The organism is Gemmata obscuriglobus, assembly GCF_008065095.1.
Lineage (GTDB): Bacteria > Planctomycetota > Planctomycetia > Gemmatales > Gemmataceae > Gemmata > Gemmata obscuriglobus.
In genome coordinates this window covers 1853548-1870493 of record NZ_CP042911.1, presented here as the reverse complement: position 1 = coordinate 1870493, position 16946 = coordinate 1853548, and the positions used below count along the sequence as shown (strand labels likewise).

General features: G+C 68.2%; 13 protein-coding genes. 4 read left to right on the top strand and 9 right to left on the bottom strand.

Going from position 1 to position 16946, the window contains the following annotated elements; all coding sequences use genetic code 11:
* Positions 1-110 precede the first annotated feature (110 nt).
* From thpR to GobsT_RS07725, 5 genes are all read right to left on the bottom strand, one after another.
* A complete protein-coding gene (thpR, locus tag GobsT_RS07745; RefSeq protein ID WP_010034778.1) occupies positions 111-686 on the bottom strand; it encodes an RNA 2',3'-cyclic phosphodiesterase in 576 nt (191 codons plus the stop codon).
* Positions 687-986: 300 nt separating this feature from the next.
* A complete protein-coding gene (locus GobsT_RS07740; protein ID WP_010034781.1) occupies positions 987-1976 on the bottom strand; it encodes an adenosine kinase in 990 nt (329 codons plus the stop codon).
* Positions 1977-2123: 147 nt separating this feature from the next.
* A complete protein-coding gene (locus GobsT_RS07735; RefSeq protein ID WP_010034784.1) occupies positions 2124-3707 on the bottom strand; it encodes a glutamate--tRNA ligase in 1584 nt (527 codons plus the stop codon).
* 251 nt (positions 3708-3958) lie between these two features.
* On the bottom strand, positions 3959-4471 hold the full coding sequence (locus GobsT_RS07730) for a MaoC/PaaZ C-terminal domain-containing protein (RefSeq protein WP_010041765.1): 513 nt from the start codon (positions 4469-4471) through the stop codon (positions 3959-3961).
* A 108-nt stretch (positions 4472-4579) separates the two neighbouring features.
* Positions 4580-4993, bottom strand: coding sequence for an acyl-CoA thioesterase (locus GobsT_RS07725; protein WP_010041767.1), 414 nt, complete (start codon positions 4991-4993; stop codon positions 4580-4582).
* A gap of 123 nt (positions 4994-5116) precedes the next feature.
* Here GobsT_RS07725 and GobsT_RS07720 point away from each other — a divergent pair, with 123 nt between their 5' ends.
* Positions 5117-5416, top strand: coding sequence for a hypothetical protein (locus tag GobsT_RS07720; RefSeq protein WP_010041770.1), 300 nt, complete (start codon positions 5117-5119; stop codon positions 5414-5416).
* A 224-nt stretch (positions 5417-5640) separates the two neighbouring features.
* On the opposite strand, the gene GobsT_RS07715 is transcribed toward GobsT_RS07720, so the two are convergent.
* The 3 genes from GobsT_RS07715 to GobsT_RS07705 all read right to left on the bottom strand — a co-directional run bounded on the left by GobsT_RS07715 (position 5641) and on the right by GobsT_RS07705 (position 11625).
* Entirely contained in the window at positions 5641-6300 is a 660-nt protein-coding gene (locus tag GobsT_RS07715; protein ID WP_010041773.1) for a hypothetical protein, read from the bottom strand.
* A gap of 564 nt (positions 6301-6864) precedes the next feature.
* Positions 6865-10452 (bottom strand): beta strand repeat-containing protein, encoded by a 3588-nt coding sequence (locus GobsT_RS07710; protein WP_010041775.1) that lies wholly within the window; start codon positions 10450-10452, stop codon positions 6865-6867.
* 33 nt (positions 10453-10485) lie between these two features.
* Positions 10486-11625 (bottom strand): TIGR03032 family protein, encoded by a 1140-nt coding sequence (locus GobsT_RS07705; RefSeq protein WP_197905104.1) that lies wholly within the window; start codon positions 11623-11625, stop codon positions 10486-10488.
* A gap of 821 nt (positions 11626-12446) precedes the next feature.
* On the opposite strand from GobsT_RS07705, the gene GobsT_RS39450 reads away from it, so the two are divergent.
* Positions 12447-13046 (top strand): hypothetical protein, encoded by a 600-nt coding sequence (locus GobsT_RS39450; RefSeq protein WP_010041779.1) that lies wholly within the window; start codon positions 12447-12449, stop codon positions 13044-13046.
* A gap of 59 nt (positions 13047-13105) precedes the next feature.
* On the top strand, positions 13106-14707 hold the full coding sequence (locus GobsT_RS07695; protein WP_010041781.1) for a bifunctional aminoglycoside phosphotransferase/ATP-binding protein: 1602 nt from the start codon (positions 13106-13108) through the stop codon (positions 14705-14707).
* A gap of 232 nt (positions 14708-14939) precedes the next feature.
* Here the strand turns inward: GobsT_RS07695 and GobsT_RS07690 are convergent, their stop codons facing one another.
* Complete coding sequence (locus tag GobsT_RS07690; RefSeq protein WP_010041782.1) at positions 14940-15314, bottom strand: sirohydrochlorin chelatase; 375 nt, start codon at positions 15312-15314, stop codon at positions 14940-14942.
* A gap of 37 nt (positions 15315-15351) precedes the next feature.
* On the opposite strand from GobsT_RS07690, the gene GobsT_RS07685 reads away from it, so the two are divergent.
* A complete protein-coding gene (locus GobsT_RS07685) occupies positions 15352-16938 on the top strand; it encodes a serine/threonine protein kinase (RefSeq protein WP_148087648.1) in 1587 nt (528 codons plus the stop codon).
* Positions 16939-16946 lie beyond the last annotated feature (8 nt).

Below are 16946 nucleotides of genomic sequence, written 5' to 3'. Positions count from 1 at the left end.
GCACACGCACGGGTCGGTAACCGGGGGGTGATTCCCGGTTTCGGCCGATGGCCGCAGAAGTGGCGGAACACACGAGGCGCGCCGGCGCGAACCTTCGCTGCGCGCCGGGGTCACTGTCCGGCCAGCGGGGCACGGCCCACGACCGTGTACACCGGGCCGTCGGAGTTCAGCTCGCTGTCGTAGACCAGCACTTCGTCCACCGTCACCCGACCGCCCTGCCACGCAGTCCGCTTGGGCAACTCGGCCGCCACCGCAACCGCGGCCTCCGGGGTGTTGACCCGCCCCAGCGTCAGGTGCGGCGTGTACCCCCGCTCTTCCGACCGGTAGCCGCCCAGCGCCAGCATCTTCTCTTCGAGGGCCGTGTGCAGCCGCCGCAAAACGTCGGCGCCGTCCGTGACGCCCGCCCACACCACCTTCGGGCGGCGGGCGTTGGGGAACACCCCCAGCCCCGACACCCGCAGCGAGAACGACGGCTCCCCGCGCGCGGCCGCCGCGACCGCTTTGCAGACGGCGTGCAGCTCGCGGTCGTCCACGTCGCCCAGGAACAGCAGCGTGACGTGCATGCTCTCGGGCGTCACCCACTTCACCCCCGGGTCCACCTTCGCGAGCTCCTTTTGGAGCGCCTTCGCGCTCCCGCGGATCGCGTCGCCGATGTCGATGCCGATGAACGTCCGTCTGCGTGCCATACGTTTGGTATTCAGCCGTTGGTGGTTGGTGTTGAGAACGGGTGGACGGTCGCGGCCCCGCCCCGGCCCACGCGGGCCTCGTGCTGACGAAGGCCGGTTTTGACAGGATCAACAGGATCGACCGGATGAAGACAGATCGGTTTGAAATCCTGTCGGTCCTGTTGATCCTGTCACACTCTTCTGGGCTTCTCGATCGAGCTTCGGCGCACGCGCCGCTCCGAACGGGATTCGTTTCGCCGCGTGTCTTTAGCTGCCGGTGTTGGGCCGCTCCACTCGCACCGAGCACGCGACGCCCGCCCGTTACACACACGCTTCCGCCCAGAACTGTTTCGCCCCCTGGTGCAGGCGGGCGCCGATCTGGGTGATGACCTTCATGGCCAGGAAGTTCGCCGCCCGCGCCGCCGTCTCCGCCGGCACGCCGTGCGTGACCCCGTACAGGAACGCGCCCGCGAACATGTCGCCAGCTCCGGTCAGGTCCGCCGGCTGGCACAGGAACGCCGGGACGTGGTACTCCGCACCGTGGTACCGCACAAAAGCCCCGTTCGGGCCGTCGGTGACGACCGCGTTGGGCACGAGCGCCTTCAGGTTCGCGAACGCCGCCGCCGCGTCGCCCCCGCCCGCGACGGCCACGGCCTCGGTGGCGTTGCAGAACAGCAGGTCGCTTTGCGCGAGGGCGGCGCGGAACGCGTCCCCGAACACCTGCGGGACGAACGCGTCCGAGCAGGTGAGCGCGACCTTGGTGCCGTTCGCCTTGGCGGCCTGAAGGGCCTCGCGGATGGCGAGTTGCCCGGTCGCCGGGTTCGCGAAGATGTACCCTTCGACGAACAGCCACTCGCTCGCCGCGATCTTGCCGGCCGGGACGTGCCGGTCGGCCAGGTGGCTCGACACCGCCAGGCAGGTGCGCATGGTGCGCTCGGCGTCCGGCGTGATGATGCTCACGCACGTGCCGGTCGTCTCGCCCACCAGCGGCGGGTTGGTGAAGTCGATGGCGAGTTCGGAGAACTCTTCCTTGTAGTGCAGCCCGTACCGGTCGTCGCCGACGCACCCGATGAACGCGCCCCGCCCGCCCAGTTGCGAGCACGCGATGACCGAGTTCGCGACGCTCCCGCCGCTGACCAGCCGCGGCTCGCGCTGGCGGAACGCCCCGAGCAGCTTCTGCTGCTCGTCGCGCTCGGTGAGGCGCATCGTGCCCCGCTCGAACCCGAGCGGGCCGAACTCCTCCTCGCTCAGTTCCACAAGGATGTCGACCAGCGAGTTGCCGAGGCCGATGAGGTCGAATTCGCGGGGCATGGAACTCCTTCGTTGGTCGCGTCGTTGGGTCGGGTTTTCCCTGGGACCGCGGCCGTCCCGGCCGCCTGTTACCCGTGTGATGTTGCGCCTCGAAATCTCGTGGCGGCCGTCCCGGCCGCGGTCCCAGGGGGGGGCGTTCCTCACACGTCACTGTGCCAGGGGCAGCGCGCCCTCAATGCGCGAAAGCACCTTCTCGCGGCCGAGCAGCGCGAGCGTTTCCGGCAGGCTGAAGCCCGTGGTCTCGCCGGTCACCGCCACGCGCACCGGGCCGTCGAGGTCCTTGGGCTTCACCCCGAGCTTCGTCGCGAACGCCATGAAGCCCGCGAGCAGCGTCGGCGCGTCGAACGGCTCGACGCCCTTCAGCTCCTCGGCGTAGGCCCGGAGCCGCTCGCCGGCGCCCGGCTTCGCGAGCTTGTCGGCCACCGCCTTCGGGTTGTACTCGATCGCGTCCTTGACGAGCGGGGCCGCGTAGAACACGAAGTCCGAGAGCAGCTTGATCCGGTCCGCGGACGCCCCGGCGATCTTCAGCAGCAGCTCGCGGGTCGCGTCCGGGAGCGGGTCGCCGATCAGCTTCGCCCGGCGCAGGTAAGGCAGCGACCGCTCCAGCTTCTCGGCCGGCGAGAGCAGCTTCATGTACTCCGTCTGGAGCCACATCAGCTTCTTCTCGTCGAAGTTGCCGGGCGCCTTCGTCACCCGGTCCAGGCTGAAGTTCTTGACCGCCACGTCGAGCGGGATGAACTCGTCGGTGTCGTTCAGCGACCAGCCCAGGCGCAGCAGGTAGTTGACCAGCGCCGCCGGCAGGTACCCCAGCGCCCGGTAGTACGCGACGGTCGCGATGTTCAGGTCGTCGCGGCCCTTGATCTCGTCGTCGGTCCACCCGCACGCCTTCAGGGCGTTGATCTCGATCGCGGAGAGCGGCGGGAGCTTCCGCTTGCTCATCTTCTCGCCCTTGTAATAGACGAGCGGGATGTGGCCGAACTCCGGCGGCTTCTTCCCCGGCGCCTGGTGCAGGAGCGCGTTGTAGATGAGCAACTGGACCGGCGTGTTCGACAGGTGCTCCTCGGCGCGGATCACGTGCGTGATGCCGAAATCGATCTCGTCCACCACGGTGGCGAACGCGTACAGCGCCCCGCACACGCCCTTGTCGTTGGGGGCGCGCAGGATGGCCGGGTCGCGGATCGTGTCGGTGCTCACCTCGACGCGGCCCCGCACGTGGTCGTCGAACGCCACCGTCTGCCCGTCCGGCACCTTCAGCAGCACGGGGGCCGGCTTCTCCTTATAGAGGCGCAGGTTCTCCTCGGGCGCCACGTCGCGGTTGCTGCCGCGGTGGACGTACGCCTTCTTCATCCGCTGCGCGATGTCGCGGCGGGAGTCCTGCTCGGCCTGGGTGGTGTAGTCGGGGTAGGCGTGGCCGCTGGCGATCAGGTCCATCGCCGCGGCGACGTACCGGTCGTTCCGCTGGCTCTGGAAGTACGGCTTGTGCGGGCCGAAGCTGTCGCCGCTGGCGTCCTTGGTCGGCCCCTCGTCCCAGTCCATGCCGAGCCAGTCGAACCCGTCGAGGATGGGCTGCACGGCTTCGGCGCGGTTGCGGGCGGCGTCGGTGTCGTCGATGCGGAGGACGAACTGCCCGTTGTGGCGCCGCGCGTAGAGCCAGTTGAAGAGCGCGGTGCGCACGCCCCCGATGTGGAGGTAGCCGGTGGGGCTGGGCGCGAATCGTGTGCGAACGGACATAGGGAGCGCGGAGTTCGGAATTCGGATCGCGGAACCGAAGGCCAGGATACGGGAACCGGGGCCGAGGTTCGAGCACGGCCCGGGTTCCTGCCTTCAATTCCGCCTGCCGAATCGCGCGCCCTCACACATGAACCCGTCTGCGGTGTCGCTTGTGTTGACGAGCCGCGACCGCCAGGGAGCGGTGCAACGTATCCCGCTCCCTGGCGGTCGCGGCTCGTCAACACAAGCGACAGTATTACCGGATACGTGTATCAGACGGTCCCGCTGCTGCTCGGGGCGGTGCGGGCGTCGCGGTCGGCGGCCTCGCGGGCCGGCGTGCGGCACTCGACCAGCGTGGACACCTCGCCCTCCTGCACCGTCTTGCCGTCCTGGTTGACGATGGCCCGGTACCAGAGGATCTCGCCGCGCCGCCCGCGGCCGCGGAGGATCTTCTCTTTCACCCGGCTGAGGGTGTGGACGGTGTCGCCGATGAACACCGGCTGGCTGAACTTCCAGTCCACCACCTTGAGCAGCGCGATGGTGCGCATGGGCGGGGCGATGAGGCTCAGCCCGCTGGCGATGCAGAACACCGCGAACCCGTGCGCGATCGGCCGCCGGAACGGCGTCCCCTTGGCGAACTCGTGGTCGATGTGGATCGGGTTGAAGTCGCCGCTGAACCCGGCGAAGTTGACGATGTCCCCTTCGGTGACCGTGCGCCCGCCCGAGGTCCACTCCTGGCCCACTTCCAGGTCGTCGAAGTACAGGTGGAACGCGGAAAAGCTCATTGTACGGTCTCACTACCGGGCGGCGCGCGATCAGAATTTGGTATACGCCCGCCGAGACGGCAGAACAAGATGAAGAACCGGCCGGCGCGCGCTTCCCGGCGGCGGGGGTCAGGTTCCGGCCGCCGGGAACAGCTCCACCGGCTTGCGCTCGGGGGTGGAGAGGTCCACGCCGACGAACACCCCTTCCGCGGAGGTGACGTGGACGGTGTCGGCGCCGCGCTCGGCGAACACCTCGACGTGAACGGTCATCGACGTGCGCCCGGTCTTCACCACGTTGGTCTCGAACCGCACCACGTCCCCGACCAGCACCGGCTTCTTGAACTCGACGCGGTTGATGGCGACGGTGACGAACGACGCCTTCGGGTTGCCGCCGCGGAGCTGCAACTCGCGCTGCGCGGTGATCGCCCCCGCGAGGTCGATGTACGAGAGCAGCACGCCCCCGAAGATGGTCCCGTGCCGGTTCGTGTCTTTCGGCATCATGGGAACTTGAATGGCGATGTACGGCTGGTTCGGTTCGGCCATCTGCGGGTTCTCCGGGGCGTGCAATTCGTTTTACTAAAGAGAGCCAATCGCCTTACCTCTAGACAACTCGCACGCACGTGCAAGAATGGGGGTGGCTCGATCCCGAGTCGTGAGGGGCACACCATGCGAAGCGAAGAGATCTACGAGGCAAACGCCCAGCAAGAGGTTCTTGAGTACTTGGCCGAAAGCGGGGACATCGACGGGGCCGCACTGGGAATCACAAGGCAGGTACTCAGCCACGGCCGGGGCAGCCTGTCTGCGGCACAAGAGGCGGTGTTCGAGCGGCACGTTGCGGGTGAGTTCTTCCGAATGGAGTGCGGCCTCTGCGGTGACCGCATGCCCACGAACGAAGTGGTGCATGCACTGGCAGAAGGCAATCGGTACTGCTCTCACTGCCAACACTTGACCAGTAAGCCGGATTGATACGTCCGAACACAAGTGTGCAAAAGAACCAAATTACCCTTGAACTTCCCGGGCGGTCTGGAAATCTTACGGCGGCGCGAAAGATACGCAGGGCAAAACTGCTGGGGATCACGGGCAATGGCTGCTTGGCCGCGGGCCTCAATGCGTATCTTGCGCGCCGCTATATTAGCAAAGAACCCTGCCAGCACCAGAACGTTTCCGGAAAACTGGTCGGGCTCTTTCGTTTACCGCAGTTCCATTTCTTTCGCACGTTTGATTTCTGCCTGAATCTCTTCGCCAGGTATTTTGACCAGTTCAGCATTCGCAAACGACTCCACTACGATATACACGTTTTCCGGCTTTAGCCCGAGTACCTTGTCCCCGATGTCTCCCATAATCATCTCGTGAAACCGGGCGTGTCCTTTGGGCTGAAGGTCAATACGGTTCTTGTAAGTTCTCTCGTGCGTGGTCACTGGCGTAGGTATGGCCCCCCCCCCTGTGTACCTTGTAAACGGTTCTTTAAAATCTGTGCAAACCATTGCTTGCGGCTGAAGTTCTCCCTCATGCACCACGACCAGCCAGACGCCCTTTATAGGAACCAGTGTTTTTCCATCATTGTACAACTCCACACCAATATTAGGCGTTGTTACATGGAAACAACGGTACTGCACTGTTGCCTTTAACTTCTCCTTCTTCTCGTCTTCCTTTTGATCACGCTCACGATCTTCTTTTAACCTGTCCCGGATGTGTTTTTCGGCGTTCAGCAAAATACTCACTGTCGCCACAATGGCACCGTAAGCGGCAATCTTGTTCTTCTCGTCCTCAATCTTAGCTGCCACTAACCCGCCAGTAACGATTGCCCCGATTACGACAGGAATCACCCACCACCGTTTTAGCAACGTCATAGGCAGCCCTCTTGGTGTGCTCCCCGCTGGGTTGTTCGCTCGGTGGCGGGCATCTTTTTCCTTTCACACATAATCGGTTACGTATCGGCTAATTGCAACTCGGTGCAGTCCCACATGTACAATTTCTATTCCTCGTAGTGATCTACCGTCCCAGCCACCGTAACCATCTGGCATACCTTCACCTTCTCCACACCGGTACTTGTCGCGGGTAAACGTGCCGCGACGAAACGCCGCTCGGACCTGCTGCTTCTGACTCACGGTGTACCTCTTCATCCATTCGGAACTGCGGCGGCCGTCTCGTTTCGCGCCGGCCCGCGATCGTCGCTCTTGGCCCGAGTGAAGAGCGTTTCTGCCGCTTCGAGGTTCGCGTTGTGTCCCTTGTGGCGTCGGCTGTGGTATAAGTCGGGAAGGCAGCCTCCACACGTCACGAGCAGGGGCGAGCGATGAACCCCGGCGGCACCCCGCGAGCGCACATCGACACCGCGTGGCTCCTCGGGCTGGTGCGGCGACCGCGTTCCGGCCGAACGCGGTTCGCAAGCCGAGACACCGGCACCACCGTCGGGATCAGCCGACGATCAAGCCGTCCCGGAGTGTGGGGGAGCCGACGAACTCGCTGCGGAGCACCGCAAGGCTCTCCCCGTCGAACACCGTGAGGTGCGGGCCGCCGCCCGGCCCGGCCGCCGCGACGATGTCCGCCTTTCCGTCCCCGTCGGCGTCCGCGGTGCCCACCCGCACCCCGCCGGTGAACCCCGCGTCGAAACCGAAGAACGACGCGCGGGTTTGGCCGGTGCGGCCGTCGAACACCTTCACGTGCGGTCCCTGTGAGCTGCCGGTGATGATGTCGTCGAACCCGTCCCCGTTCACGTCCCCGGCCGCCACGCTCACCCCGCCGCCGAACGCCGGGTAGGCGAAGAAGCTGAGCAGCACCGCTCCGTCCGCGCCGCCGAACACCTTGACGTGAGAGGCACCGCCCGCCCCAGTTCCGGTGATGATGTCGTCGAACCCGTCTCCGTTCACGTCCCCGGCCGCCACACTCACCCCGCCGCGGAAGCCGGTGTCGTAGGCGAAAAAGCTCCGGACCTCTGCGAAAGTGCGGCCGTCGAACGCCTTCACGTGCGGTCCGGCGCCGGCGCCCGCACCGGTGATGATGTCCAGGGTGCCGTCTCCATTTACGTCCCCGATGGCCACACTCACCCCGCCGACGAAACGGACGTCGTAGGCGAAGAAACTGGCCAGTTCACCGCCGTCGCCACCGTTGAACACTTTGATGTGTGGGCCGCCGCCGGCCCCGGCCGCGACCAGAAGGTCTGCTACCCCGTCTCGGTTGAAGTCGCCCGAGGCTAGATCCACTGACCCGACGAAGCCGGCGAACGGGATCAGGGTCCGGATGAGTTGACCGGTTACCGGATCAATTATCCGGACGGCCGTGCCCGCCGGGTTCCCGGTCGGCACACTGGTGACCAGGGCCGGCTTCGCCTGCGTGTCGACGGTGAAGGTGCCGAGGGCCGCGTTGGCCGCGACCGGGTTGCCGGCTAGATCGGTCACTGCGCCGGCGGCCAGCGCAATCGTGTACGTCCCCTGGGCGCTGGCAGACCACGTAGCGGCGGGGGCGGTGATGGTGTAGGTGACCACGTTACCCGCCGCCGAGAACCCGGTGACGGTGGCCCCATTGGTGACGGTAATGTCGCCGGTGCCGAAGGTGGCCGCATCGACCCCGGAGCCGGTGTCGGCGTAGGTGACCGTGACGGTGACGGTATTCGTGCCGCCGAAGGCCGCGGTAATCGAAGGGGCCGGCGTCGTTACCGCCGCCGTGGGGACGGTGGTATCGACGGTGAAGGTGCCGAGTGACGGGTTCGCGGCCACCGGGTTACCGGCCAGGTCGGTCACCGCGCCGGCGACCAGCGCAATCGTGTACGTCCCCTGGGCGCTGGCAGACCACGTAGCGGCGGGGGCGGTGATGGTGTAGGTGACCACGTTACCCGCCGCCGAGAACCCGGTGACGGTGGCCCCGTTAGTGACCGTAATGTCGCCGGTGCCGAAGGTGCTGGTGTCGACCCCGGAGCCGGTGTCGGCGTAGGTGACCGTGACGGTGACGGTATTCGTGCCCCCGGTGGCCGCGGTGATGGCCGGGGCCGGCGTCGTTACCGCCGCGGTCGGGACAGTGGTATCGACGGCGAAGGTGCCGAGTGACGGGTTCGCGGCCACCGGGTTACCGGCCAGGTCGGTCACCGCGCCGGCGACCAGCGCAATCGTGTACGTCCCCTGGGCGCTGGCGGACCACGTAGCGGCGGGGGCGGTGATCGTATACGTGACCACGTTGCCCGCCGCCAAGAACCCGGTGACGGTAGCCCCGTTGGTGACCGTAATGTCGTCGGTGCCGAAGGTGCTGGTGTCGACCCCGGAGCCGGTGTCGGCGTAGGTTACGGTAATGGCGACGGTGCTGGTACCGCCGGAGGCCGCGGTGATGGCCGGGGCCGGCGTCGTTACCGCCGCGGTCGGGACGGTGGTATCGACGGCGAAGGTGCCGAGTGACGGGTTCGCGGCCACCGGGTTGCCGGCCAGGTCGGTCACCGCGCCGGCGACCAGCGCGATGGTGTAGGTGCCCTGTGTGCTGGCGGCCCAGGTGGCCGCGGGGGCGGTGATGGTGTACGTGACCACGTTACCCGCCGCCAAGAACCCAGTCACGGTGGCCCCGTTGGTGACCGTAATGTCGTCGGTGCCGAAGGTGCTGGTATTGACCTCGGAGCCGGCGTCGGCATATGTCACGGTGATGGTGACGGTGCTGGTGCCGCCGGTGGCCGCGGTAATCGAAGGGGCCGGCGTCGTCACCGTGGCCGTGGGTGCAGTGGAGTCGGCCGCGTTGACCGTCCCGGTGACGGCCACGTTCTGCGTAGTCGCGTTCGTACTGCTCACGGTGATGTTACCACTGACCGCGCCCACCGAAGCACCGGCGGTGATCCGGGCCGAGATGAGGGTGTTAGCGACCTTGCCGCCGGTCGGTGTCAGCATCACCGAGGTAGTCCAGGTGGTTCCGTCGGTGGAGAGTTCCACGCCGGTGGGGGCCGCCACGACGATGTTGGCGCTCAGTGCGATACCGCTCACAGTGAAGGTCTGGGGCATGCCCGCCGTGCCCGCGGTCGTTGTCCCCAGGTTCAGCGAGGAGGCACTCGTCGCGAGGCCGGGGGCGGACTGGTAGTAATTCAGTGAGCCGAACGAATTCCCGGAGACGAGATCGAGGGCACCGTCCCCGTTCAGATCGCCGAACGCCGGCGCGGAGAAGCTGCCGACGTCGAAGCCGTTGAATGGGTTGTTGGCCCCGGTCTGCTGCGCGAACGCGGGGCTGCTGGTCGTACCCGTGTTCCTGAAGTAGAACTGAACTCCGCTGCTCTCCCCGGAGATGAGGTCGAGATCCCCGTCGGCGTCCACGTCCCCCAACGCCGGGGTGGAGCCGGCGGCACCGACATCGAAGCCGTTGAGCGGGTTGGCGGCGCCGGTCCGCTCGACAAAGGCGGGGGCGCTGGTCGTGCCCGTGTTTTCGAAGTAATGTAACTTGCCGACGGTGTCCCCGGACACCATGTCGAGGTCGCCGTCGGCGTCCACGTCCCCCAGATCTGGGATCGAGAAGTTGCCAACATCCAAGCCGTTGAACGGGTTGGCGCCCCCGGTCCGCTGGACGAACGTGGGGGCACTGGCCGTGCCCGTGTTCTCGTAGTACAGGAGCGTCCCGGGTTGGGTCCCGGAGACGAGGTCCAAGTCGCCGTCGCCGTCCAGATCGCCGAACGCGGGCGAGGAGTAGCTCCCGACATCGAAGCCGTTGAACGGGTTGGCGGCGCCGGTCCGCTGAACGAACGTGGGGGCGCCCGCCGTCCCCGTGTTCTCGAAGTAGAAGAACGCGCCGTTGGTCTCCCCGACACAGAGGTCGAAGTCGCCGTCGCCGTCCAGGTCGGCGAGTTTTGGGACGGAATAGGTCCCGATGTCGAAGCCGTTGAACGGGTTGGCGGCCCCGGTAACTTCGGTGTACGCCGGGTTGGCGGACGGGAGCGCCCGCGACTCGAACTCTTCCACCAGTAGGCGCTGGCGCCACGTCCGCCGGCCACGTGCGCCGACACCGCCGCGCTGAGCGAGCACCTTCAACCAGGCACGCAGCCGCATGTTCGTTCCTCGGAGAGGGAGTTGGGTCTGGGTCTATAGCGGGACTTCCGGGGCCGGGACGCTGGCCTGGCGGACGGCGTCCTTTTCCAGGCCGACCACGGCGGGCCAGCGGGCGCCCGGAAGAAGTTGAACGTCGAACACCTCGCGAATGCCGCCGAGGAACTCGATCAGGCCGACCAGCGCTCCGGTCGCGAGGTCCACGACCGCCACGCCGCAGGGCCGCTCGGCGTACCGCTCCGCCACCTCGACGCCTCCGAACGTAGCCGTGTCGCGGGTCTTGGACAGGCCGACGAGCGCGTATCGCCCGGCGAACGCAAGCCCGCGGGTGTAGCCGGGGAGTTCGGTCACGCACTCCGCCTTCCCGCTCGCGAGGTCGACGGCGAGCAACCGGCCCCGGCCGGAGTCCAGGACCCACAGCCGGCCGTTGTGCCAGCGGGGCGAGTGCGGCATGGACAGGCCGGCGGCGATCACCTCGCCGCCGGGAACCTCGAGCAGGAGGCCGCCGTCGCGCTTGGCGGGCCGCCACCCCTCGTAGGTGTCGGTCCGGCCGAAACAGGTGGCGTAGCGCGGCCGGCCGTCGCGCACCGCCAGACCGTTGAGGTGGCACCGGTCCTCGCGGGCCAGGGCCGTCACGAACGGGGGCCGCCACCGCGGCACGAAGCTGAAGCGCTCGTCCAGGGTACACAGGCACGAGAAGTGGGTGTTCACCAGCCACAGTTCGTGCCCGCCGTCGGCCCCCCGCGCGTACGCCATCTCGTGGACGTCGATGGCCCCCGTCAGGTGGGCGGACCGCGGCAGGTAGCAGGCGTCGTGGTCGGGGCCGGGGGACCGGTCGGGCGCCTGGTTGAGTCTGGCCGCCACGGAGGGCGAGTTCCACAGCGTCCAAATCTGGTAGTTGGTGCCGACGGCCAGACGGTCCGGGCCGACGGCGAGCCCCATGGCCTTATCGAACGTGCGCAGCAAGAGCGACAGTTTGCCCCCGGACGATCGCAGCACGGCCAGTTTGCCGGCCTGGTACGTGCTCACCAGCAGCGACGCGCCGAGGCCCTCCAGTAACTCCGCGACACCCGGAGAGTAGCGGTAGTCGAACCCGTGCCCCGCGAGCCGGTCCGCGTGGCCGCTCGCGGGCGCCCCGTCACCCTCGGTCGTCCGCGGCAAATGGTCAGGAGACACTGTGTGGGTACCTCGTGTTCGCGGGGGCGGCCATTACCGTTGCGCTTCGCCCGCCAGCCGGGACCGAGCGGCCCGTTCCCCGACCTGCCGGTGACAACCGCCGCGTGTCCCTCCTGATCCGTCGGTTACCGCGCGGTCGCTGGTCGTGCCCGCTGGAACGACCAGAAAATCGTGGGGCACAACGTCTGTAACGGCGTGCCGGAAGTCGCCCGGTCCGTTTACGTTCCTGACTGGGCATCCCGTCGCTGAACGAGGCGGCAGGGCGCAAGAACGGGTGGCGAAAGGCGCTCCGGGGCGCTCACCGGCAGCAGCGCTGCAAACTTTACGCAACACTAGAACAGGCAAAGATCGGTGTCAGCGTAAATTGCGTGTTTTACGGCTACCCCGGGACCTGCGAGCCGATGAAACTCGGATCCGCGCGGGCAACCGTCACAACCCGGCAAAATTTTGCGCCCGCGCGCACCGGGATCCCGATCTGGCCGCGTACACCCGATAATATTTCGCAATATTTATTAACAATCAACCAATTAAAATTACGTAATTCACACTGATCCCGGAGCGGCACTCGGGGGTTACTCTTTCGTGGCGCCTTGAAGCCGCCGTGAATCCGTCCGACGGCCCGTACTCTCACCTCTCCGAAGGCTCGCCCCTTACGGCCCTCGTCGAGGGCACCATCGGCCCGGTTGCACACGTTCGTGACGCGGGCACGCGGCCCGACCTCACCTTCGATGCCGGCGCGGCGGCGTTCTCCGTGACCCGTGGCGGCGGCTGTGGTATAAGTCGGGAAGACAGCCTCCACACGTCACGAGCAGGGGCGAGCGATGAACCCCGGCGGCACCCCGCGAGCGCACATCGACACCGCGTGGCTCCTCGGGCTGGTGCGGAACCAGACCGACCGCCGGCTGCGGCTGGTCGCCTGCGCGCTGTGCCGCGCCATCTGGGACGAACTGTCCGCCCGCGCCCGGGAGGCGGTCGCGTTCGCCGAAGACCTGGCCGACGGCGGCGGGACGGACGCGGCCCGGCAGCACCACTTCGGCCACTTGCGCGCCGCGGGCGGCAGTAACGCGCTGCGCCGCGAGCTGTGGCTCCCCGCCTGCACGGTCGTCGAAACGGGCCGGTCGGCCGCCGAGTTCGCCATTGGCTCCGGGGTCGCGCCGGAGGTCGAGATCGCCGTCATCTACGACATCTTCGCGACCGCGTTCCGGCCGGTCGCGCTCGCCCCGGAGTGGCGCACGGGCACGGTCACCGCGCTCGCGCGGCAGATATACGAGTCCCGGGACTTCAGCGCCATGCCCATCCTCGCCGACGCCCTTCAGGACGCCGGGTGCGACAGCGCCGACGTCCTGCACCACTGCCGCGACGCGAGCCAGCCCCACGCCCGCGGGTGCTGGCTCGTGGACGCCGTTCTCGGGCACACGTGACGCGCCCCGGCGTGGTACACTCCGGGTACGCGGCCCCTTCCGCGCCCGGAGCTGAACCGATGGACCTCCCGCACCTGATCGACGCGCTGGCGCGGCCCGCGGCGTACCCCGATGCGGTCGAGGCGGTCGAGGTGTGCCAGACGCACATCTCGGTGGTGTTCCTCGCGGGCGAGCACGTTTACAAGCTCAAGAAGCCGGTCGCGCCCGGGTTCCTCGACTTCACCACGCTTGACAAGCGGCTCCACTTCTGCCGAGAAGAGGTGCGGCTGAACCGCCGGCTGGCGCCGGACGTGTACCGCGGCGTCGTGCCCGTCACTCGCACCGCGACGGGGCTCCGGTTCGGGGGCGAGGGCGAACCAGTCGAGTGGGCCGTGAAGATGCGCCGGCTCCCGAACGACGCCACGCTCCTCGAACGGCTCCGGCGCGGCGCAGTCGGTGAGGCGCTGGTGGTGGCGCTCGCGGAGCGGTTGGCGGCGTTCCACCGCGCCGCCGAAACGAACGACCGAATTGCCGCGTTCGGCACGTCTGCCGCCGTCGCGCGGGCGGTGCGCGACGTGTTCGCCCGCGCCGAGGCCCACGCCGCGAAGGTGCTCGCGCCCGGCGTCTTCGCGCGCGTCCGGGCGCTGGCGGAAGAGGCTCTGGCGCGCCTTCAACCGCTGATCGATGCCCGCGCGGCCCGCGGGGTGCCCCGCGACTGTCACGGCGACCTGCACCTGGACCACATTTACCACTTCCCGGACGCCGCGCCGCCCAACGATCTGGTGGTCATCGACTGCATCGAGTTCAGCGAGGCGCTCCGCTGCACGGACCCGGTCGCGGACGCGGCGTTCGTGGTCATGGACCTCGCGTTCCGTGGGCGCCGCGACCTCGGGCGGGCGTTCGCGGACGCCTACTTCCGCGCGTCCGGGGACGAGGAGGGGCGCGCGCTGCTGCCGCTGTACACCGCGTACCGGGCCGCCGTGCGCGGGATGGTTGACGAACTGCTGCTCGCCGAACCCGAAGTGCCGGCGGCCGAACGCGAGCGGGCCGCGGCGCGGTCACGGGCGCACTGGCTGCTCGCGCTCGCGGAACTGGAAACGCCCGACCGGCGCCCGGGGCTGCTGCTCGTCGGCGGGCTGCCGGGGTCGGGTAAATCCACACTCGCGCGCGAACTCGCGGCGGCCGGCGGGTTCGAGCTGATCCGCTCGGACGTGGTCCGCAAGGAACTGGAGGGGCTCGCGGTGAACCGGGCGTCGCCATGCGAAGAGCGCGCCGCGCGCTACACCCCGGAGCGAACCGACCGCACCTACGCCGAGTGCCTGAGCCGGGCCGAAACGTTCCTGCGCGCGGGGGGGCGCGTCATTGTGGACGCGACGTTCCGCGAGGAGCGCCGCCGGCACGAGTTCCTCGATTGCGTCACGCGGTACGGCGTGCCCGGAGCGGTGCTGGTGTGTGCGGCGTCGCCCGAAACGACGCGCGCCCGGCTCGCGGCCCGCACGGGCGACGCCTCGGACGCGGACTGGCAGGTTTACGAGCAACTGGCGGCGAGCTGGGAGCACCCCGGGCCGGACGTGAGTCGCGTGCTCGCGCACGTTTCGACCGAGGGGACGCCGGCGGAAGCCGTCGCGCTGGCCCGGGCCGCGCTCGCGCGACTCGGGTTGCTCAGCGCTGAGCCGCACTGAGCGCCGAACCCACGCCGCATTCTGGATGCCGACCGCTGTCAACAGATTCCAATCCGGGAAATCCGTGCGGGGTATTGGCCAGAGCGGCTCAAAAACCATCTCGACCTCACTCGAACCCGAGTGACCCCAACATCACGGATTGCATGGACAATGGTCCTATCGCCTGCCCAGGATTGAAAATCGGTTAACGATCCGGCTCCAGGATGTGGACATTCTTCAACCGGATTTCGTCTTATTCCGCCGCCCGGGCGCGCTGCTCCAGCACGTCGATCAAGAGCGGGTGCCGGCCGAGCGGCTCGGCCAGCGCGAACCGCACCCACGGGAACCGCGCGCTCAACTTCTCGCGGGCCTCGGTCAGGTCTTCGGCAACGTGAATCCCCGGGGACAAAAAGTACGGCAGCAGAAGCACATCCGTGGCACCGGCCCCGACGCACTGCGCGCCGCCGGTTTCGATGTCGGGTTCCGCCAGTTCGAGGTAGGAGACCTGCACGACGGGGTACCGCCCCCGCGCCCGCAGGGAAGCGGCGACGAACTCGAGGTCGGCGTTCGCCTCCGGGCGGCGGCTCCCATGCGCGATCAGCAGCACGGCGACGGTGCGTGTACCCATATCCACCTTTCGTTTCGCGGTGGCCCCACTCCGGCCAGTGATTACCATATCTGACATGATCGGTGCGCGGGTCGGAAACTGGTACGTCGAGTCCGAAATCGGGCACGGTCCGCTCGGGGTGGTGTACCGCGCCCGCGGGTTCGACGACCCCGAGAAGGTGACCGCGGTAAAAGTGTTCACCGGGGTGCGCGACCCCGCGGCGGTGCAGCGGATGGCCGCCGAGCTGCTCCCGCTCCAGCGGCTCGACCACGCGAACATCGCCAAAACCATCGACTGCGGCACCCACGGCGGGCTGGCGTTCGTCGCGTCCGAGTTCGTCGCCGGCACCGACTGCGCGAAGCGCCTCGAAGCGGGAAAGCTCCCCTGGCGCGAGGTGCTGGGCGTCGCGGTTCAGGCGGCGCGGGCGCTGAAACACGCGCACAACCGGAACGTCCTGCACCGCGACCTCAAGCCCGCCAACTTCGTTATCGCGCCCGACGGGACGCTGAAGCTCCTCGCGTTCGGGATCGCCAAGGTGTTCCCCTCGCCCCCGAGCCACGTTCCGGCGATCGGGTCGGCGGCGTACCTGCCGCCGGAGACCGCGAGCGGCAAGCCGCTCACCCGGCGGAGCGATTTGTACTCGCTCGGGGGCGTGCTTTATACTCTGGTGACCGGCCGCCCCCCGTTCTCCGCCGGGTCGGTGGTCGAACTGATGCACAAGCAGTGTTACACGCTCCCGGAGCGGCCGGCGCTGCTCGTCCCCGACCTCCCGGCGGAGGTGGACGAGTTCGTTTGCACCCTGCTCGACAAGAACCCGGCGCGGCGCCCGGCGACCGCCGCCGCGCTGCTCGACGAGTTGGAGCGGGTGCGCGGCAAGTTGGAGCGCAAGGGCGAGAAACTCGTGTGGCCCGCGAAGCTCACGCCCGACACAGCCGAAATGCCGGCGCTCCCGGCGGCCCTGGGCGGGGGCGATACGGACGACCCGGCCCCCGAGCCGCGGCCCCTCCTGAAGCGGCCCGTCGTCGTGATCCCCCTGTTCCTGGCGGCGGTGGCGGCGCTGGTGCTGCCGTTCGCGTGGCCGGAGCCGTCCGCGGACGAGTTGTTCACCGCCGCCCAACCGCTGGTCGAATCCGACAACCCCGACGACTGGGACGCCGCCGAGAAGTACCTGGAGCCGCTCACGCGAAAGTACGCCGACCGGTACAAGGACGAGTTGGCCGCCGCCCGCCGGCGCATCCGGGACCGCCGAGAACTGCGGCGCGCGATCACGGAGGGGGCGAAAGCCGACCCGCGGACCGACGCCGAGCGCGGGTATCTGCGCGGGCTGCGGTTCGCGCAGGCGGGCGAGACCGCGCAGGCGCGGGAGGCGTGGGAGGGCGTGGTTGCGGCGTTCGCGGCGGTCCCGTCGGAGCAGCGCTGGGTCGAACTCGCGCGTACGGGGCACGCACTCCTGGCCCAGCAAACGGTGCGCGCCCCCCGACCGCCGCTCGACCGCGAGCCGGTGCGTGCCGCCCTCGAACACGCAAAGGCCTTCGACGCCCAGGGCCGCGCGGCCGAGGCCGCGGCCGTCCGGGACGCCGTGCTAGGGGTGGCCGGTGACGACCCGGCCGTGCGCCAGATGGTCGAGGATTCGAGAAAGAAGTAGCAGGCAGC

Coding starts and splice junctions, on each gene's coding strand:
- thpR (WP_010034778.1), bottom strand. CDS start 686: ATGGCACGCAGACGGACGTTCATCGGCATCGACATCGGCGACGCGATC.
- GobsT_RS07740 (WP_010034781.1), bottom strand. CDS start 1,976: ATGCCCCGCGAATTCGACCTCATCGGCCTCGGCAACTCGCTGGTCGAC.
- GobsT_RS07735 (WP_010034784.1), bottom strand. CDS start 3,707: ATGTCCGTTCGCACACGATTCGCGCCCAGCCCCACCGGCTACCTCCAC.
- GobsT_RS07730 (WP_010041765.1), bottom strand. CDS start 4,471: ATGAGCTTTTCCGCGTTCCACCTGTACTTCGACGACCTGGAAGTGGGC.
- GobsT_RS07725 (WP_010041767.1), bottom strand. CDS start 4,993: ATGGCCGAACCGAACCAGCCGTACATCGCCATTCAAGTTCCCATGATG.
- GobsT_RS07720 (WP_010041770.1), top strand. CDS start 5,117: ATGCGAAGCGAAGAGATCTACGAGGCAAACGCCCAGCAAGAGGTTCTT.
- GobsT_RS07715 (WP_010041773.1), bottom strand. CDS start 6,300: ATGACGTTGCTAAAACGGTGGTGGGTGATTCCTGTCGTAATCGGGGCA.
- GobsT_RS07710 (WP_010041775.1), bottom strand. CDS start 10,452: ATGCGGCTGCGTGCCTGGTTGAAGGTGCTCGCTCAGCGCGGCGGTGTC.
- GobsT_RS39450 (WP_010041779.1), top strand. CDS start 12,447: ATGAACCCCGGCGGCACCCCGCGAGCGCACATCGACACCGCGTGGCTC.
- GobsT_RS07695 (WP_010041781.1), top strand. CDS start 13,106: ATGGACCTCCCGCACCTGATCGACGCGCTGGCGCGGCCCGCGGCGTAC.
- GobsT_RS07690 (WP_010041782.1), bottom strand. CDS start 15,314: ATGGGTACACGCACCGTCGCCGTGCTGCTGATCGCGCATGGGAGCCGC.